The sequence below is a fragment of the Vagococcus bubulae genome (genome assembly GCF_003950315.1).
GTDB classification, from domain to species: Bacteria; Bacillota; Bacilli; order Lactobacillales; family Vagococcaceae; genus Vagococcus; species Vagococcus bubulae.
Window position 1 is genome coordinate 1 of the sequence record NZ_NGJT01000005.1, and the last position, 16,900, is coordinate 16,900.

The window sequence follows — 16,900 nt, forward strand, 5'->3', positions numbered from 1 at the left end:
CAAAAGCACTTATCAATGCAGAAGAAACAGGCAAAATTTATAAACAAAGAAAAATTGATGTAGAACCAGCCTTTGGAAATCTAAAGGCTAATTTGTCGTTCACTCGTTTCTCTGTTAGAGGAAAAGATAAGGTGATTAATGAGTTAGGTTTTGCATTAATGGCAATAAACATAAGGAAATTAACTGCCTATAGGCAGTTGAAAAGTACGAATGAACTCAAAAACAAGGATTTAAAAATGATATTTTCATTCTTAAATCCTTGTTTTTTTATTTTAGAGACTTTTGGGTCAGCCTCTTCTTTGTCGTTTTATCTAATTCTCTCTAAAATGCGTTCAATATTCATTGTAACGAATTCGTCATCTTGAATCCCACTCACATATGACTCATGCGATTTTTCTTCAAGTATGCTTCTTAGCTCTTTTTCATAACGTTTAATTTGTGGTGCAAGTAAAATCACATCATAATGTTGTTGTGACAATTTTGTTTCCACACGTTGAACAGGCGCATAATCTACATCGTAGTCTAAACCATGTTCTTTTAAACTTTCTAACATTTTTGAAACAAATAATGAGGCACTGATACCTGACTCACAGATAAATAAAATACTTTTTTCCATGTCATTCACCTTTTATAATTTTTTAACTTTAACAGGCTGACCAGTTTTTAATGATTCATTTGCAGCAAACGCTAAACGTTGTGCCATGATGCCATCTTCATACGTCACAACAGTATCTGTGTCATCTTTAATCGCTGTCAAGAATTCTTCAACTTCTTTAATATACGCATCATTATAACGCTCTAAGAAAAAGTGAAGTGGTTTTTGGCTATGTACTCCAGCTTCATCTGATAACACAACATTATTCACTAGCTCATTTTCTGCTTGAGAGGCACCTTTTGAACCAAATGCTTCTAAACGTTGGTCATAGCCATACACTGCTTGACGGCTATTGCTAATCACACCTAAACACCCATTTTCAAATGTTAATGTCACAATCGCCGTATCAACATCCACACCCTCTAGCTCTGGGTTAACTAATGCATCCCCTGTAGCATAAACTTCTTTTACTTCACTACCAGTGATAAAACGAGCCATATCAAAGTCATGTATCATCATATCAAAAAATAGACCGCCTGACGACTTAACATAAGACAAAGGTGGTGCTTCTGGATCGCGTGAATCAATACGTAATAATTGGATATCTCCAATAGCGCCATCTTGAACATGTTTTTTAACTTGTGCAAAATTACGATCAAAACGACGGTTAACACCTAATTGGAATTTTACACCAGCTTCTTTCACGATATGATAAGTTTCAACTGTTTCTTCATCAGAAAAACTAATTGGTTTTTCACAGAAAATATGTTTTTTCGCTGCCGCAGCTTTTTTAATTAACTCAACGTGTGTATCTGTTGGTGTACAAATAAATACTGCATCTATTTCATCATCATTAAAAATTGTATCAAAATCCGACACTAAAGGGGCACCATATTCTGCTTCAAATGTTGGCATGTTATCTGCAAAAATATCTGCGACTGCTTTTACTTTCACACCTGGCATTTGTACCAAATTTTTTGTATGAAGTTTTCCAATACGTCCGCCACCAATTACACCTACAACTAATTCTTTTGTCATATCATTCATCCCCTAATTTTTTATTTATCTAGCAATCCCCAATGGAGAAAACATTAAATATGTTAAAATAACTACTAAAATGGTAATCACACTCACTAATTTGGTATGTTTCCAAGGTGTGATATCTACCTTTGTATTAAAGACTTTCAACTCAAAATCACCATCTGGCTTAAGTTTTGAGACAGCAAACATGACAAACATGTCTAAGAAAAATAGTACACTTAACACATATAAAAAATGCACATCTTTTAACACAACTTTTGATAACGCATACAAGACGATGTGCAAGTAAATCGTTACTTTTGCTGCAAAGGCTGTTGCTTTTTTAGAATAAAACGCTAATAAAATAATCACTAACAATGGCATATTATACAATCCATTAAACTCTTGCACAAATTGATACAATCCAGCTGGTGCAAATGAAATTAATGGTGAAATAAAGATAGATAATAATCCAATCGCAATGGTAATTCGTTTACCAAAACGCGTGATATCATGATCGGTTGCTTGTTTATTAAAAACAGGCTTATAAAAATCAAGAGATAATAACGTTGATGTGGCATTTAAAGCACCTGAGAATGATGATAAAATTGCGCCAAAAATAACGGCTGCAAAGACACCATAAATCATCTCTGGTAATACGTGTGTTACAAGTGTTGGATACGCATCATCAGGCATCCCCATTAATGCATCGCCAAAAATATTTCTCGCCACAATTCCTGGAAATACTAAGAATAATGCACCAAATACTTTAAAGAATCCAACGATAAATACCCCTTTTTGTGCTTCTGCTAAGTTTTTTCCAGCCAAAGCTTTTTGGACAATCATCTGATTGGTACACCAGAAATATAAATTGTTAAACATCATACCTGTTAATAGCGTTGGCCAAGGAACAATCGCTGAATCAATTGAACCAACAGAATTTAGTAACCACGGTGTGTTATCCACAATATGATCAATACCTCCAATGAAACTGCCATTACCAAGCATTGTAACCCCAATCGTTGGAATCAATAAACCACAAGCTAGTAAGCCAAAGCCATACACTGTATCACTGTAAGCACTTAAACGTAATCCTCCAATAAGTAGATATAAAATACCAATCACACCAATAGCAAGCGAAACAATAATAATAGACGTTATTGGGCGAATACCTAATAACTCATCTATTCGAAAAATCTTATTAAAGACTAATGAGCCTGAATACAACACTACTGGTAAAAACGATGTGATGTAAGTAATAATAAATAATGCCGAAATAATTCGCTTAATTTGTGTATCATAACGTATTTCAATAAAATCAGATACGGTGTTGATACCATACTTCAAATACTTTGGTAAGAAAACAGATGCTAGCATAACAATTGCAATGGCTGATGTGACTTCCCATGCCATAACTTCCATGCCCGCGACATAACTTTGACCATTTTGACCCACAATTTGTTCTGTTGATAAGTTCGTCATAATGATCGAACCCGCAATCGGTAGGGCAGTCAAACTTCGACCACCCATAAAGAATCCTTCTGCCCCATCAACATTGACACCACGTGAGCGTTTATAAGCAAATACCCACACACAACTAATAATGACAACAAAACTTAGAATAGAAAATAGATTCATGACCGTCTCCCTTTATTACAGTTTCGTAACTGATTTGATGTATTCACGAGCATTTTTGGCATAAATAAATGGATTAGCTTTTGCTGGATCTTGTTCTGCCTCTACGACAATCCATCCTTCATAACCATCTTTTTCAATTTCTTCCCAAATTGGCGTAAAATCAATCATGCCATCTCCAGGAACGGTGAACACACCTTCTTTAACACCTTTTAAGAAACTAAATGAGTTGGTTTTAACTTCTTCCATTTTTTCCTTGCGAATATCTTTAAAGTGGATATGTTTAATACGGTCTTTATGTGTTTGATAGATACTAATTGGATCTTCACCTGAGAAAACTAAGTGACCAGTATCATATAATAGGGATACTTTTTTAGGGTCTGTCTCAGCCATCAAACGATTGATTTCATCAGTTGTTTGAACGCCTGTCCCCATATGATGGTGGTAAACAATTGACATATCTTTTTCATTTGCCAACTCACCTAATTTTTCTAATCCTTCTGTTAATTTTTGCCATTCTTCTTCACTGAATTCAGGTTTTTTATCAAAAACAGGTGTATCCATTTGACCTTGTACACTATGTCCTTGTTCTGAAACAACAATAACTTTTGCTCCCATAGCATGTAAAAAATCACGATGTAACATAAAGGCTTCTTTTGTTTCTTCAAATGGTTTGGTTGTTAAAAAGGCACTAAACCATGCACTAGCTACTGATAATCCACGTGGTTCTAAGTAGCTTTTTAATTCTTCTGGATTTTTCGGATATTTGTTTCCAATTTCTGTTCCTGTGTACCCTGCTAATGCCATTTCACTGACACATTGTTCAAACGTATTTTCTTTACCTAATTCTGGCATATCATCATTTGTCCAAGCTATTGGTGCAATCCCTAACTTAATTGTCATAGTATCCTCCCGGCTCAAAAAGAGCGCTTTCTTTATTTTTAAAAGAAATATAGCTAACACCTTTATTTAGCTAGCTATATTCCCCAACCTTAATACTTCCACGCTTTTTCTAACTTTTGTTGTCGTTGTTTCCATGCTTGTGTCACATTAGGATTATCTGATACTTCTGATACCCCAACATTCCACCAACCACCATATCCATCAGTCATGGTTTTTGGTAATACTTTAATGTCAATCAATGTTGACACTGTTTGTTTTTTCGCATCTTCTAATGCGGCAACGAGTTCCTCTCGTGTGGTAACACGATACACTTTTGCTCCGTATCCTTTTGCAACCATCGCATAATCAATTGCCATAATTTGATTATCAACATCACGTAATTCACAGTTGAAACTTCCGCCACCATTAGACATTTGTAAATTATTAATACAGCCATATCCAGCGTTATCAAACAAACAAATATTAATTTTTTGTTTGTACTGTAGGGCTGTTACTAACTCTGTATGTAACATCAAGAAACTACCATCGCCTAATACGGCATAGATTTCTTGATCTGGGTTAGCTAATTTTGCTCCTAACGCTCCTGCCACTTCATACCCCATACATGAGTAACCATACTCTAAATGATATGTATTAACTGTGTCCGTTTCCCATAATCGTTGCACATCACCTGGTAAAGAACCCGCTGAAGCAACGACAACACTGTCATCTGCTACCGTATCATTTAACGTGATGAGTGCATTGGTTTGAGTAAATTCAGTTTGCAATACATCAGCATAATCATTCATGATTTCTTGAGAAAAATGATCCGCAATTTCTGCTTTAAATGTTTCTCTATTAAAGACAATATTATGTAAACGTTGGCGTTCTTCTTGCCATTCTTTTTGCCACTCTTGTAGCTCCTGACCATAACTTGCTTTATAATTACCAAGATGTTGACTAAACCATTCTAAACTAGCTTTTGCATCACCTACTACTTGTAGTGCATCAAATTTATAAGCTTGTACTCGACTCACATTAATATTAATAAAACGTGTTTTATCATAGTCAAATGCTGTCTTTGATGACGTGGTAAAATCGGTATATCGTGTTCCAATACCAATAACTAAATCAGCTGAGTCAATTGCTTTATTGGCTGCTGATGTGCCTAAGATACCTGTTCCTCCTAGGTTATAAACAAAACTATTTGGAACAGTTGATTTTCCAGCATGCGTTTCAACTAATGGGATATTATGTTGCGTTGCAATCTGTTGGATTACCTCACCAGCACTAGAATATCTCGCACCGCCACCCACAATCATCACTGGACGTTTGCTTTCTTTGATTCTATCTAGTGCATCATTCAAGGCTCTTTCAACTGGACTAGTACGATCTAAATAGTGTACACGTTTTTTAAAGAATGAGGCATCAAAATCAAATGCTTCCCCTTCAGTATCTTGCGGTAAACAAATTGTGGCTGGCCCTGCCGTTGCAGGATTTGTCATCACTTCAAACGCTCGAATTAACGCAGACATCAACTGTTCAGGACGTGTCACACGGTCCCAATATCGTGATACTGCTTTGAACGCATCATTTGTTGTTAGTGAAATACTAGATTCATGCTCTAGTTGTTGCAACACTGGATCTGGTTGACGTGTCGCAAAAGTATCTGCTGGTAAAAATAAAACAGGAATATTATTTGCATGCGCTGTTGCGGCTGCCGTAATCATGTTTGCTGAACCAGGTCCAGCTGAAGCTGTCACAGCATAAATTTTTTGTCGTTTCATTTGTTTGGCATAAGCAATCGCAGCATGCGCCATCCCTTGTTCATTTTTACCTTGCATTACGTTTAAATGCCCTGGATTTTCTTCTAGAGCATGACCTAGACCTAAGACATTACCATGTCCAAAAATATTAAATACTCCCTCAACAAAAGGTGTTTCTACACCATCAACATAGATATATTGTTGATTTAAAAACTTAACTAATGCTTGTGCTGTTGTTAATCGAATCGTTTCTCTCATTAGCTTACTTCCTTTTAGTTTGATTGTTCTTCCATTAATTCTTCAATTTGTTCTACTGTTGGCATGGCTTCAGATGAGCTATGTTTACTTACCACGATGGCTGCTGAGGCACTACCATATTGCAATGCTTCTTGAATTGTTTTTCCCTTACTTAAGGCATATAAAAAGGCTGCGGCATAAGAGTCCCCTGCGCCAAATGTTTTTAATACATTTGATTTATACGCTTTACCACGGAATGTTTCGCCCTCTTTTGTATAAGCATATGATCCTTCCACACCATGTTTAATGACGATTAATTCTGGCTCATGTTGGAATAAATACGCTACGGTGTTGTCGTTATTTCCTTCTGTTACGTTTTCCAACATATTAAACTCATCACGCGTACCAATCACGACATCTGATTGTTCTGCAACGATTGAGTAGTAAACAGATACTTCTTCCGCGTTTTTCCATGTGTAAGGACGATAGTCTAATTCAAACACCACTTTGACATCATTTTTTCGTGCTAATGCAACTGACTTTAATACGGCTTCACGGCTAGGACTTTGTGCTAAACCTGTTCCTGATACAACTAACATTTTCGCTTGTTTGATGTAGTCTTCACTGACTTCACTTGGCTCTAAATATAAGTCAGCCACATCATCACGGTACATTAAAATACTACATTCTGACGGACTTAAAATTTCAGTAAAAGCCAATCCTGCTTTATGTCCATCTTTATCTATTGCCATTTGGCTTGTATCAATTCCAATTTCTGACATGTACTTTGAAATAAATCTTCCGTGTTGATCATCAGGAATTTTCCCAATAAATCCACAAGATAATCCTAATTTTGATGCCCCAATTGCAATATTGGCTGGAGAGCCTCCAACGTATTTACTGAATGTTTCTGTCTCTTCCATTGGACGATTGTACTCGACTGCATTCAAATCAATACACGCACGACCAACGGCAATTAAATCATAAGTTGTCATAGTTAAACTCCTTTTTATTAATCTCTACTTAAAATCCATTCATGATCTTTGTCATTATGAAATTGCCATTTTTTGATTGGCCCTGCCATAATATTTAAATAATAACCATCGTATCCATCAGGGACTGATACTGGATGATAACCTTTTGGTACTAACACCACATTTTCATGTTCTACAGTCATTGTTTCATCTAACGAACGATCATCGGTATACACTCGTTGGAATACAAATCCATGTTTAGGGTTCATTTCATGATAATAGGTTTCTTCCAAGAATGACTCGTGCGGTAAATTATTTTGATCGTGTTTATGAGGGGGATAGCTAGACCAGTTACCACTATCTGTATACACTTCAACCACAATCAATTTATCTGAAATGGGACTTTGATCATCCATAATATTATGCACTGTTCGTTTATTTTGATATTTACCACGATGTTCTACTGTATTATCAGAAGCTTTAATTAAAGCTGTTGGCAATGATTTATTACTTGGTGCATAAGCAATTAGCACTCTAGCTTCATCACTTGTCGTAATCTGGAATGATTTGCCACTTGAAACATAGACACTATCAGTCGGTACTCGGTCAAACACGTCTTGTCGTTGTCCAATTTGTGTAAATGATTCTTCACCAACTGTCACATCAACTTTCCCAGTCATTGCAACAATACAGGCTTCTAAATCTGTTAATTCTTCTGTATAAATACCATCTTTAGATAGGTTTAAGACCCGCATTTCAATGTAGCGTAATCCATCGGCTTCACGTGTCACGTGATGGCATTCCACCACGTGTTCAGAAAGTTCTTTTTTATATGGACGTCGTTTTAGCTCAACCATTTTGTTTCCCCCTTTACACATCACTACGTGCATAACGTGCTGTTACGACTTTATTACGTGTATAGAAATCTACTCCTGCTTTTCCATTTGCTGGTAGTGTCCCGTAGAATGATGATTTCCATCCTGAGAATGGGAACATTGCCATTGGAGCAGGAACTCCTAAGTTAATACCTAACATTCCAGCATCAATGTTTTCTCTAAAGTATCGAATAGCTGAAGCATTATTAGTAAACAAACATGCGCCATTAGCAAACTCTGATGCATTTGCTATAGAAATACCTTCTTGTAAATCTTTAATTTTCATAATAGATAACACTGGAGCAAATAATTCGTCTTTCCAGATTGTCATGTCTGTTGTCACACCTTCAAAGATAGTTGGTCCAACAAAGAATCCATCTTCATCTAATTGATCACGGCCGTCACAGATTAAGTTTGCTCCTGCTTCAACACCTTGCTCGATATAGTTTAGTGTACGATCTAAGTTTTCTTGACGAATAACTGGTCCTAAGAACACACCGTCATCTAATCCATTCCCCATCTTGATATCTTTTGTGGCTTTTGTTAACTCAGCCATGAATTCATCATAGATACCTTCTTCTACTGTCACCACTGCAGCTGCCATACAACGCTCACCAGCTGAACCAAATGCGGCACTTACAATAGCAGGAATGCTATCTTTAAGATTTGCATCATTTAATACAATCGTATGGTTTTTAGCACCTGTTAGAGATTGAACACGTTTTAAGTTTTTAGAACCTTCTGTATAAACATATTGTCCAACTGGTTGTGACCCAACGAATGAAATAGCTTTGATATCTGGGTGTTGTAATAAACCGTTTACAACATCATGTGCTCCAAAAACAACATTGAACACTCCTTTAGGTAGACCAGCTTCTTCTAATAAGCTCACCACTTTTTCCATTAACATTGGCGCTTTTTCAGATGGTTTTAACACCACTGTGTTTCCTGTTGCAATCGCCATTGGGAACATCCAGAATGGCACCATCATTGGAAAGTTAAATGGTGTAATCCCACCAACTACTCCGATTGGGTATTTATAAACACTTGCTTCAACATCTGTTGCAATAGAAGATAAATTATCACCCATCATTAAGGTTGGTGCTCCAGCAGCAAATTCTACGTTTTCAATCCCACGTTGAACTTCACCATATGCTTCTGATAAAGCCTTTCCATTTTCTAACGTAACTAATTTGGCTAACTCATCTTTGTTTTCAATTAACAATTGATGAAATTTATATAAAATGCGTGCTCGTCTTGGCACAGCGACTTCTTTCCATGTTTGAAATGCTTCATGCGCTACTGTTGCTGCATGATCTAAATCTTCACGCGTTGATAAAGGGACGTCACACATTGCTTCTTTTGTAGCAGGATTTACCACTGTTTCATAGGTTGTTGTTTGACTTTCTATCCACTCACCGTTTATATAATTTTTTAATTTTCTAATTGACATTAATACCCCTCCATAGATTTACTTAAAACATACCATTTTAATTGTTATATCTTGGTTGTTTTGGTTAACTTCGACTTAATATTACCTTTAATTTAATCAACAGTCAATATTTTTTGTTAATTTTATAAAAATTATTGGTAATTGAAACGTAATTTGATTAACTCTTGATAAACTTATGTTTAAGTGATATGATAAAAGAAATGACAGAAAGCGGAGAAATACTTATGAAAGAGAAACGATTTGAATCAATGAAACAATATATTTTAGACCACAACCATGTGAGTCTAAAAGAATTGGAAGAGGAATTCAACGTATCCATGAATACCATCAGACGCGATGTTAATAAGATACTTAAAGACTCACGTTTTGAAAAAGTTTACGGTGGTGTTAGTGTAAAAGAGGGAACTCTTGTTGATTTTGAATACCGAAACATTGAAAATAAAGAAGATAAAAAAGCAATCGCAAAAAAAGCGGCTTCTTTTATTGAGGCAGATGACTTAATCTATATTGATTCTGGTACTACAACGAAATATATCCTAGATTATGTGGATGAAAACATTCCTCTTACAATTATTACCAATAGTTTAGATGTTGTATTAAAAGCTGAAAAACTAAGAAAAGCAACTATTTTTCTGATTGGTCATATCTTTAAGAAACCTACCCGTTCATTTGTTGGGGTAGAAAATGACGAATTATCCGTTAAATATAATATTACAAAAGCTTTTATGGCAGCAACAGCTGTTTCTATCAATAGTGGATTAATGAATTCTGATATTATGGAATACGAAATCAAGCGACAAGTGATTGATAAAGCGGGTAAAATCTTTTTACTAGCTGATGAAACAAAATTTGATCATTCGACGTTATTAACTTATGCAGATTTGAGTGATGTTGACCTACTCATTACAAATAAAGAGTTTTCTGAACCTTATTCTTCTTATTTTATTGAGCATAACATTGACGTTCTACATTCACTATAAATAACAAAAAAGCGATAAAACCTATCAAGGCTTTATCGCTTTTTATTTACCCATCATAATCTTCCATTAAATCTTTAAATAATCCATAAACAAATTGATTTGGATTGAAGGCTTCTAAATCAGTTATTTTTTCTCCCAATCCAACTAATTTTACTGGTAAATGTAATTCATTTCTAATAGCTAAAACAATCCCACCTTTAGCTGTGCCATCAAGTTTTGTTAAAACTATTCCTGTCACATCTGTGGTATTTTTGAATTCTTTTGCTTGAATCAATGCATTTTGTCCAGTTGTTGCATCTACTACTAATAACACTTCATGAGGAGCTGAAGGGTATTCACGTTCAATGATACGCTTCATCTTTTCTAATTCTTTCATCAAGTTTACTTTGTTTTGTAAACGACCGGCCGTATCCACTAGTAAAATATCATAATGCTCATTTTTCATTTTCTCAACAGCATCATACACGACTGCAGCTGGATCTCCACCGGCATTATGTCGAACAACATCAACACCAGCACGTTCTCCCCAGACAACTAATTGATCAATCGCTCCAGCTCTAAAGGTATCAGCTGCAGCTAACAACACTTTTTTTCCTTCGTCTTTGTAGCGTTTAGCTAGTTTCCCAATACTTGTGGTTTTACCCACGCCATTTACACCAACAAATAACATAATTGTTGGACTATCTTTTTGAATATTTAATTCATTGTTTTCTTCAACGCCCTCAGCTTCATAAATCTCAACTAATTTTTCAATAATTGTCGCTTGGACATCTTTTTTCTTTTTAACATTTTTTAATTTCACTTCTTCTTGCAACTCATCGGAAATACGCATCGCTGTTTCAAATCCAACATCGGCAGAAATCAACGCTTCTTCTAAATCCTCAAAGAATTCATCATCAACCATTCTAAAGTTAGCAAATAATTCATTCATGTATTGACCAAAAGATCGTCTTGATTTTTCTAATCCTTTGTCATATTTTTGAACGGTATCTTGTGGTTTTTCTTCAACCACCACTTCTTTGACTATTTCTTCTTTTGGTTGTTCTTGTTTTGGTTCTTCTTGTTTTGAATCAATGATTTCTTCAACCGCTACTTCTTCTGGTTCTTCGACAATGACAGTTGTTTCAAGACCTTCTTCTTTATCTATTTCTTCAATGCTTTGTTCTAATTCTTCGACAATCTCTTCTTTTGGTGTTTCTTCAACTTTTTTCTCACCGAGAACTGCTTTTTTAATCTTATCAAAAAATCCCATCTAACTGCCTCCTACTCATTAATTAACACAAATTTTTCAACGGCATGTGCCACGCCATCTTCTTGGTTACTTTTCGTAATAAATTGGGCAATGTCTTTCACACCTTGACTGCCGTTTTCCATCACAACACCTAATCCAGCATACTCAATCATTGAGAAATCATTTTCTTCATCACCAATTGCCATCACTTCTGATTGTTTAATCCCTAAATAATTTGCCAATTCATCAATGCCAGCAGCTTTACTCGCTTCTTTATGGATGATTTCTAATAAATTTTCACGTGATTTCATGATATTAAACTCTTCTAATAACTCTTTTGGTAATTGAGCTAATTTTTCATCCAAATAACTTGTTTCAACAGCCACAACCATTTTGTTAAACAAACGATTTTGATCCAATGTATCAAGTGTCGCATGCTCCACCTTAAGCAGTGGATTCATACTTTCATAAATAGAAGAGTAAGGTTCTTTAGCAGTATCTAAATGAATAACCGTATCCACTGAAATAATATCTAACGGTAAATTTAATGCGGTCATCACGTTAGTCACTCGACTAACTTCGTCAAAAGATAAAGAATGAGCTAATAGCGTCTCGCCAGTATCATTTTTTTGCACGGAACTACCATTAAACGTGATACTATAATCCCCTTCATCTCTCAACTCAAGTCTATCCAAGTAAGGCTCAATCGCAAATAACGGACGTCCCGTACAAATGACAACCTTTACTCCTTGTTCTTTCGCTTGAGTTAACACTACTTTATTTTTATCAGAGATTTTTTTATCATCAGTTAATAATGTGCCATCTAAATCAATCGCAATCAACTTAATCATGTTGTGTCTCCTATCTATTTTAATGTGGTTTCTAATTTTTCCATCTCTTCTAAGTGTACTGAAACAATCTTCGATACACCAGATTCTTGCATCGTGACCCCATATAATACTTTAGCAGATTCCATCGTTCCTTTACGGTGAGTAATCACAATAAACTGTGTCGCATCACCAAAATGACGTAAATAATTTCCAAATCGCGTCACGTTTGCTTCATCTAGTGCTGCCTCTACCTCATCTAGAATACAAAATGGGATAGGTCTTGCTTGAATGATAGAAAATAGCAGAGCAATAGCTGTTAAAGCTCTTTCTCCTCCTGAAAGTAAACTCAATTGCTGTAATTTTTTACCTGGTGGTTGAGCCACAATATCTATCCCTGTATGCAGTAAATCTGTTTCATCACTCAAGATTAAATCAGCATGTCCTCCACCAAACATCTTAGGAAATACTTGACGGAACTCTTCACGAATGTCACAGAATACTTCATGAAATTGCTTCATAACTAACATGTCCATCTCATCCATTGTTTCTTTCAATTCATCTTTAGCTAAATTCAAATCATCACGTTGACTCGTTAAAAAGTCATAACGCTCTAATATATCATCATGTTGAGCAATAGCCGAAATATTAACAGGACCTAAGTCAGCTACTTTTATTTTTAATTCTCTAATATTCTGACTCACGTTTGCTACGTCTTCAATCATGAAAGAACGCTCTTTTGCTGCTTCAAACGTTAAACTATATTCTTCTTGTAAGTAAGTTAATAAACTATCTAACTGATTATCACATGTTCCTTGATTAATGTCTAATTCTGTTTTTTGACTAACTAACACTTGAATATCTTGTCGATTTTTCTCAACAACTTTTTCTTGTTCTTTGATACTTGTTGTATAGTGTTCTCGCTGTGTTTTGGCTTCTGTAATTCGAGTTAAAACATCCTCACGCTTATTAGAAACGCTCCCCATCTCTTTGATAATTCTAGCTTCTTCTTCATGAAATTGACTGCTATCCTGCTCATTAGACTGCGTTTCTTGTAGCATGTCACTCATTTTCTTATCCGCAACATCTAAGCGTTCCATGCGTTCTTTTTGTTTTTCGTTCAATTGACTGATTTTTTCTTTCACCACTGCTAACTCAGCTTCTTTTTTAGCAAGTGATTGCGTCAACTCTTCTTTTTTCTCTAAATTAGTAGCCTCTAATTGATCCACGTCAGCCATTTTTTTATCAAGCTCGGCTATTTTTTTTGCTAACTCTTTTTGTTCAAGCTCGTAATTTTCTTTATCTTGTTGATATAACGTTAAAAATTGGTTCAATTCACTTTGCTCATACTCTATCACTTTTTTCTCTTTTTCTAATTGACTCACATCTTGTGTTAAAAGAGACACTTGAGTGCTTAACTTTTGCTCTGTTAATCTCGCTTCTTCGCCTAATTGACGTAACTTTTCAAGAGACTCATCTACTACAATGAGTTCCTCTTTTATATGAGACACTTCTGCTTCTTTTTGCTGATACAAAGTCGTCATTTGAAACAATTGTTTCTCTATTTCTTGTAATTCTTTTGATTGTGAAAACCAGTGCATAGACTGACCTGTTTTACTCATCCCACCAGTCATCGAACCACCAGGATTCATCACATCACCATCTAAAGATACCACACGATATTGAAAATTAATTTGTTTCGCAATGTGTGTCGCAGAATCCAATGAATCAGCCACAATCGTTAATCCAAGTAAGTTTCTCATAATAGTTGCAACTGTCTCATCATAAGATACCAACTCACTTGCTACACCAATAAAGCCAGACATATGAGACACTTTATCTAATACATCTTGACGAATAAAACGAGCTTTGACGGTTGTTAATGGTAAAAATGTCGCACGTCCCAATCGTTGTTTTTTTAGATAAGAAATAGCCTCTCTAGCACTTTGGTCATCAGTTGTTACAATGTGCTGAACACTTGTCCCAAGTGCTGTTTCCAATGCTAATTGGTATGCTTCTGGAATATCAATTAATTCTGCAACAGCACCCACTACTCCAGGAAATTGCTGTTTATCTTTTAATACTGCTCTAACACCTTGATAAAATCCAGCATAGTTATCTTGTAGCTCTTTCAAGCTTTTTTGTTTTGCTTGAGCTTGCTGTAAAATACGTAACGCATCCATTAATTGTGTATTTAATTTTTGAAGTTGCGTATTTAACTGTTCTTTGACTTGTCTTTTTTGCTGATAATCTTCCAAGTAAGTCACGACATTCGCTTTTTTTATGTCATACTCTTTCTCTAAATTTTCTAGGGTTTCTTGTTTTTCTTTAATCACCGAGACAAGCTGTTCATAATGATTGATTTCACGCGAATTTTTATTGGTTTCTTGACTATACTGTTTCTCTAAATGTTTTAACTCATTATTCACATGACTTTGTTGTTGCATATATTCTAAATAATCACTACGCATATCATCTAACTGTTCTTTTGCTGATTTGCTATATTGAACTAATGCCTCTCTCATACGATAAATATCTTTTTGTATCGCTTGCTTTTCTTTCATTAGTTCTTGTTCATCTTGCTTTAATGTATCAATCTCACGTCGTAATAATTCTTTTTGTGTATCTAAATCTCGCAATGTTTTTTGTTGTGATTCTTTCGTTTGGACAGAAAATTTTTGTTTTTCCTCCAACACTCTTTTTTGTGTTTCTAACTGTTCATATTGCGTACTGTAATCAAGCAATCGCTGTTGATGACTGTCTAACATTTGTTCAAGTGTTGCTTGTTCTGATTTTAGTTGTTCTAGTGTTTCTTCCAATGTGATTTTTTCTAATTCTCTAGTCTCTAGAGCTTGTTTTTTTTGACGTAATTGTTCTTTATTTTTTTCCCATTTTTCTTTCGTTTCTTCAATAAGATGGGTTGTCATACTGATATCTTGCTCAGATAAAGTCTCCTTTAAAGCTAGATATTGTTTCGCATTATCACTTTGTTTCTTTAATGGAGCTAATTGCATCTCTAGCTCATAAATAATATCTTGTACTCGACTTAAATTATCATCTGTTTCACCAAGATGTTTTTCAGCTTGTTTTTTTCGGTTTTTATATTTTAATACCCCTGCTGCTTCTTCAAATATAGCTCGACGTTCTTCCGGCTTACTATTAAATATTTCTTCTACTTTCCCTTGAGAAATAATCGAAAAAGAATCTCTACCTAAACCTGAATCCATAAACAAACTAATCACATCTTTTAATCTGCAACGTTGCTTATTAATAAAGAAATCACTCTCACCATCTCGTGTTAATCTTCTTGTGACACTCACTTCAGAGTATTCAATTGGTAAGAAGTGGTCTTCATTATCTAACACAAGCGTTACCTCTGCAATATTTAACGGAGAACGTGAAGAAGAGCCAGCAAAAATAACGTCTGGCATTTTCCCCCCACGTAAACTTTTTGCTGACTGCTCCCCTAAAACCCATCGAATGGCTTCTGTAATATTACTTTTTCCACTTCCATTAGGACCAACTATTGCCGTCAAGCCTTCATTAAATTCTATTATCGTTCGTTCTGCAAAGGATTTAAATCCTGCAATTTCTATTCGTTTCAAATACACAAAAAATAAGTCCCCTTCCTAGGATTCTTCTGCCAAAATGTTAGCTAGTGCTGCTTCTGCTGCATTTTGTTCTGCCATTTTTTTGGACTTTCCAGAACCCTTTCCTAAAGGTGTTCCTCCACCACATACTTCAACATGAAAAATTCTTGCATGTGCTGGTCCTTCTTCATCAATTAAATGATATTCAATTAAAATATCACCATTTTTTTGTAAGACTTCTTGTAAAGCTGTCTTGTGATCCATCTCATGTGAAAAAGCACCTGTTTCTATTTTTGCCACCACTACTTGATAGATAAATTCTTTGGCTTTTTTTGCTCCTTGATCCAAATAAAGAGCCCCTAAAAATGCCTCAAATAAATCACATAACAAGGATGAACGACTTCTACCATTTGAATTTTCTTCGCCTTTACCTAATTTAACAAACTGGTCAAATCCACATTCTTTAGCAAACATTGCTAGACTATCCTCTCTAACAATCGTTGAACGTAATTTCGTTAGTTTTCCTTCTGGTAAATCTTGAAAATGACGGTATAAATAATCAGATACTTCTAATTCTAATACAGCATCTCCTAAAAATTCTAATCGCTCATTATCTTGTAAATCAAAGTGTCGATGCTCATTCACATAGGATGAATGGGTAAACGCTTGTTCCAATAACGTAATGTCTTTAAAAATGATATCGTATTCTGTTTTCAATAATTGTGTTAACGTTTGTTCCATTGAATGTGCCTCTCCCTTTTAACCATAGATACTCTTATTATACGTTTTTTTTGTTTGAAAGAAAACAAAAACTATCAATTTGACCAAATAGCCA

At 35.2% G+C, this 16,900-nt stretch carries 13 protein-coding genes and 1 pseudogene; 2 read left to right on the forward strand and 12 right to left on the reverse strand.

Annotated elements, in window-relative coordinates; genetic code table 11:
- A pseudogene (locus tag CBF36_RS12570) lies at nt 1-188 on the forward strand (transposase); the annotation flags it as partial.
- A gap of 119 nt (nt 189-307) precedes the next feature.
- Here the strand turns inward: CBF36_RS12570 and CBF36_RS03865 are convergent.
- From CBF36_RS03865 to CBF36_RS03900, 8 genes are all read right to left on the reverse strand, one after another.
- Nucleotides 308-616 carry a PTS sugar transporter subunit IIB gene (locus tag CBF36_RS03865; RefSeq protein ID WP_125956795.1) on the reverse strand — a complete coding sequence of 103 codons (309 nt, stop codon included), beginning with the start codon at nt 614-616 and terminating at the stop codon, nt 308-310.
- Nucleotides 617-628: 12 nt separating this feature from the next.
- Nucleotides 629-1,633, reverse strand: a complete 1,005-nt coding sequence (gene iolG, locus CBF36_RS03870) for an inositol 2-dehydrogenase (protein ID WP_125956797.1) — start codon at nt 1,631-1,633, stop codon at nt 629-631.
- Between the two features lie 24 nt (nt 1,634-1,657).
- Nucleotides 1,658-3,253, reverse strand: coding sequence for a solute:sodium symporter family transporter (locus CBF36_RS03875; protein ID WP_125956799.1), 1,596 nt, complete (start codon nt 3,251-3,253; stop codon nt 1,658-1,660).
- Between the two features lie 15 nt (nt 3,254-3,268).
- Entirely contained in the window at nt 3,269-4,153 is an 885-nt protein-coding gene (gene iolE / locus CBF36_RS03880; protein WP_125956800.1) for a myo-inosose-2 dehydratase, read from the reverse strand.
- Nucleotides 4,154-4,242: 89 nt separating this feature from the next.
- Nucleotides 4,243-6,156, reverse strand: coding sequence for a 3D-(3,5/4)-trihydroxycyclohexane-1,2-dione acylhydrolase (decyclizing) (gene iolD, locus CBF36_RS03885; RefSeq protein ID WP_125956802.1), 1,914 nt, complete (start codon nt 6,154-6,156; stop codon nt 4,243-4,245).
- 14 nt (nt 6,157-6,170) lie between these two features.
- Nucleotides 6,171-7,130: a 5-dehydro-2-deoxygluconokinase gene (gene iolC, locus CBF36_RS03890; RefSeq protein ID WP_125956804.1), complete on the reverse strand. Its 960-nt coding sequence runs from the start codon at nt 7,128-7,130 to the stop codon at nt 6,171-6,173.
- A 17-nt stretch (nt 7,131-7,147) separates the two neighbouring features.
- Nucleotides 7,148-7,966, reverse strand: a complete 819-nt coding sequence (gene iolB, locus CBF36_RS03895; RefSeq protein ID WP_125956806.1) for a 5-deoxy-glucuronate isomerase — start codon at nt 7,964-7,966, stop codon at nt 7,148-7,150.
- Between the two features lie 13 nt (nt 7,967-7,979).
- Complete coding sequence (locus tag CBF36_RS03900) at nt 7,980-9,437, reverse strand: CoA-acylating methylmalonate-semialdehyde dehydrogenase (RefSeq protein WP_125956807.1); 1,458 nt, start codon at nt 9,435-9,437, stop codon at nt 7,980-7,982.
- A gap of 224 nt (nt 9,438-9,661) precedes the next feature.
- On the opposite strand from CBF36_RS03900, the gene CBF36_RS03905 reads away from it, so the two are divergent.
- Nucleotides 9,662-10,417: a DeoR/GlpR family DNA-binding transcription regulator gene (locus CBF36_RS03905; protein WP_125956809.1), complete on the forward strand. Its 756-nt coding sequence runs from the start codon at nt 9,662-9,664 to the stop codon at nt 10,415-10,417.
- A 46-nt stretch (nt 10,418-10,463) separates the two neighbouring features.
- On the opposite strand, the gene ftsY is transcribed toward CBF36_RS03905, so the two are convergent.
- From ftsY to rnc, 4 genes are read right to left on the reverse strand one after another with little or no spacing between them, the layout of a single operon-like run.
- Nucleotides 10,464-11,669 carry a signal recognition particle-docking protein FtsY gene (gene ftsY / locus CBF36_RS03910; protein WP_125956811.1) on the reverse strand — a complete coding sequence of 402 codons (1,206 nt, stop codon included), beginning with the start codon at nt 11,667-11,669 and terminating at the stop codon, nt 10,464-10,466.
- Between the two features lie 11 nt (nt 11,670-11,680).
- Nucleotides 11,681-12,499 (reverse strand): Cof-type HAD-IIB family hydrolase, encoded by an 819-nt coding sequence (locus CBF36_RS03915; protein WP_125956812.1) that lies wholly within the window; start codon nt 12,497-12,499, stop codon nt 11,681-11,683.
- Nucleotides 12,500-12,513: 14 nt separating this feature from the next.
- Complete coding sequence (gene smc / locus CBF36_RS03920; RefSeq protein ID WP_125956814.1) at nt 12,514-16,086, reverse strand: chromosome segregation protein SMC; 3,573 nt, start codon at nt 16,084-16,086, stop codon at nt 12,514-12,516.
- Between the two features lie 18 nt (nt 16,087-16,104).
- The gene (gene rnc / locus CBF36_RS03925; protein WP_125956815.1) at nt 16,105-16,806 is read right to left on the reverse strand and encodes a ribonuclease III; all 702 of its coding nucleotides are present in this window, start codon (nt 16,804-16,806) and stop codon (nt 16,105-16,107) included.
- Between the last annotated feature and the right edge of the window lie 94 nt (nt 16,807-16,900).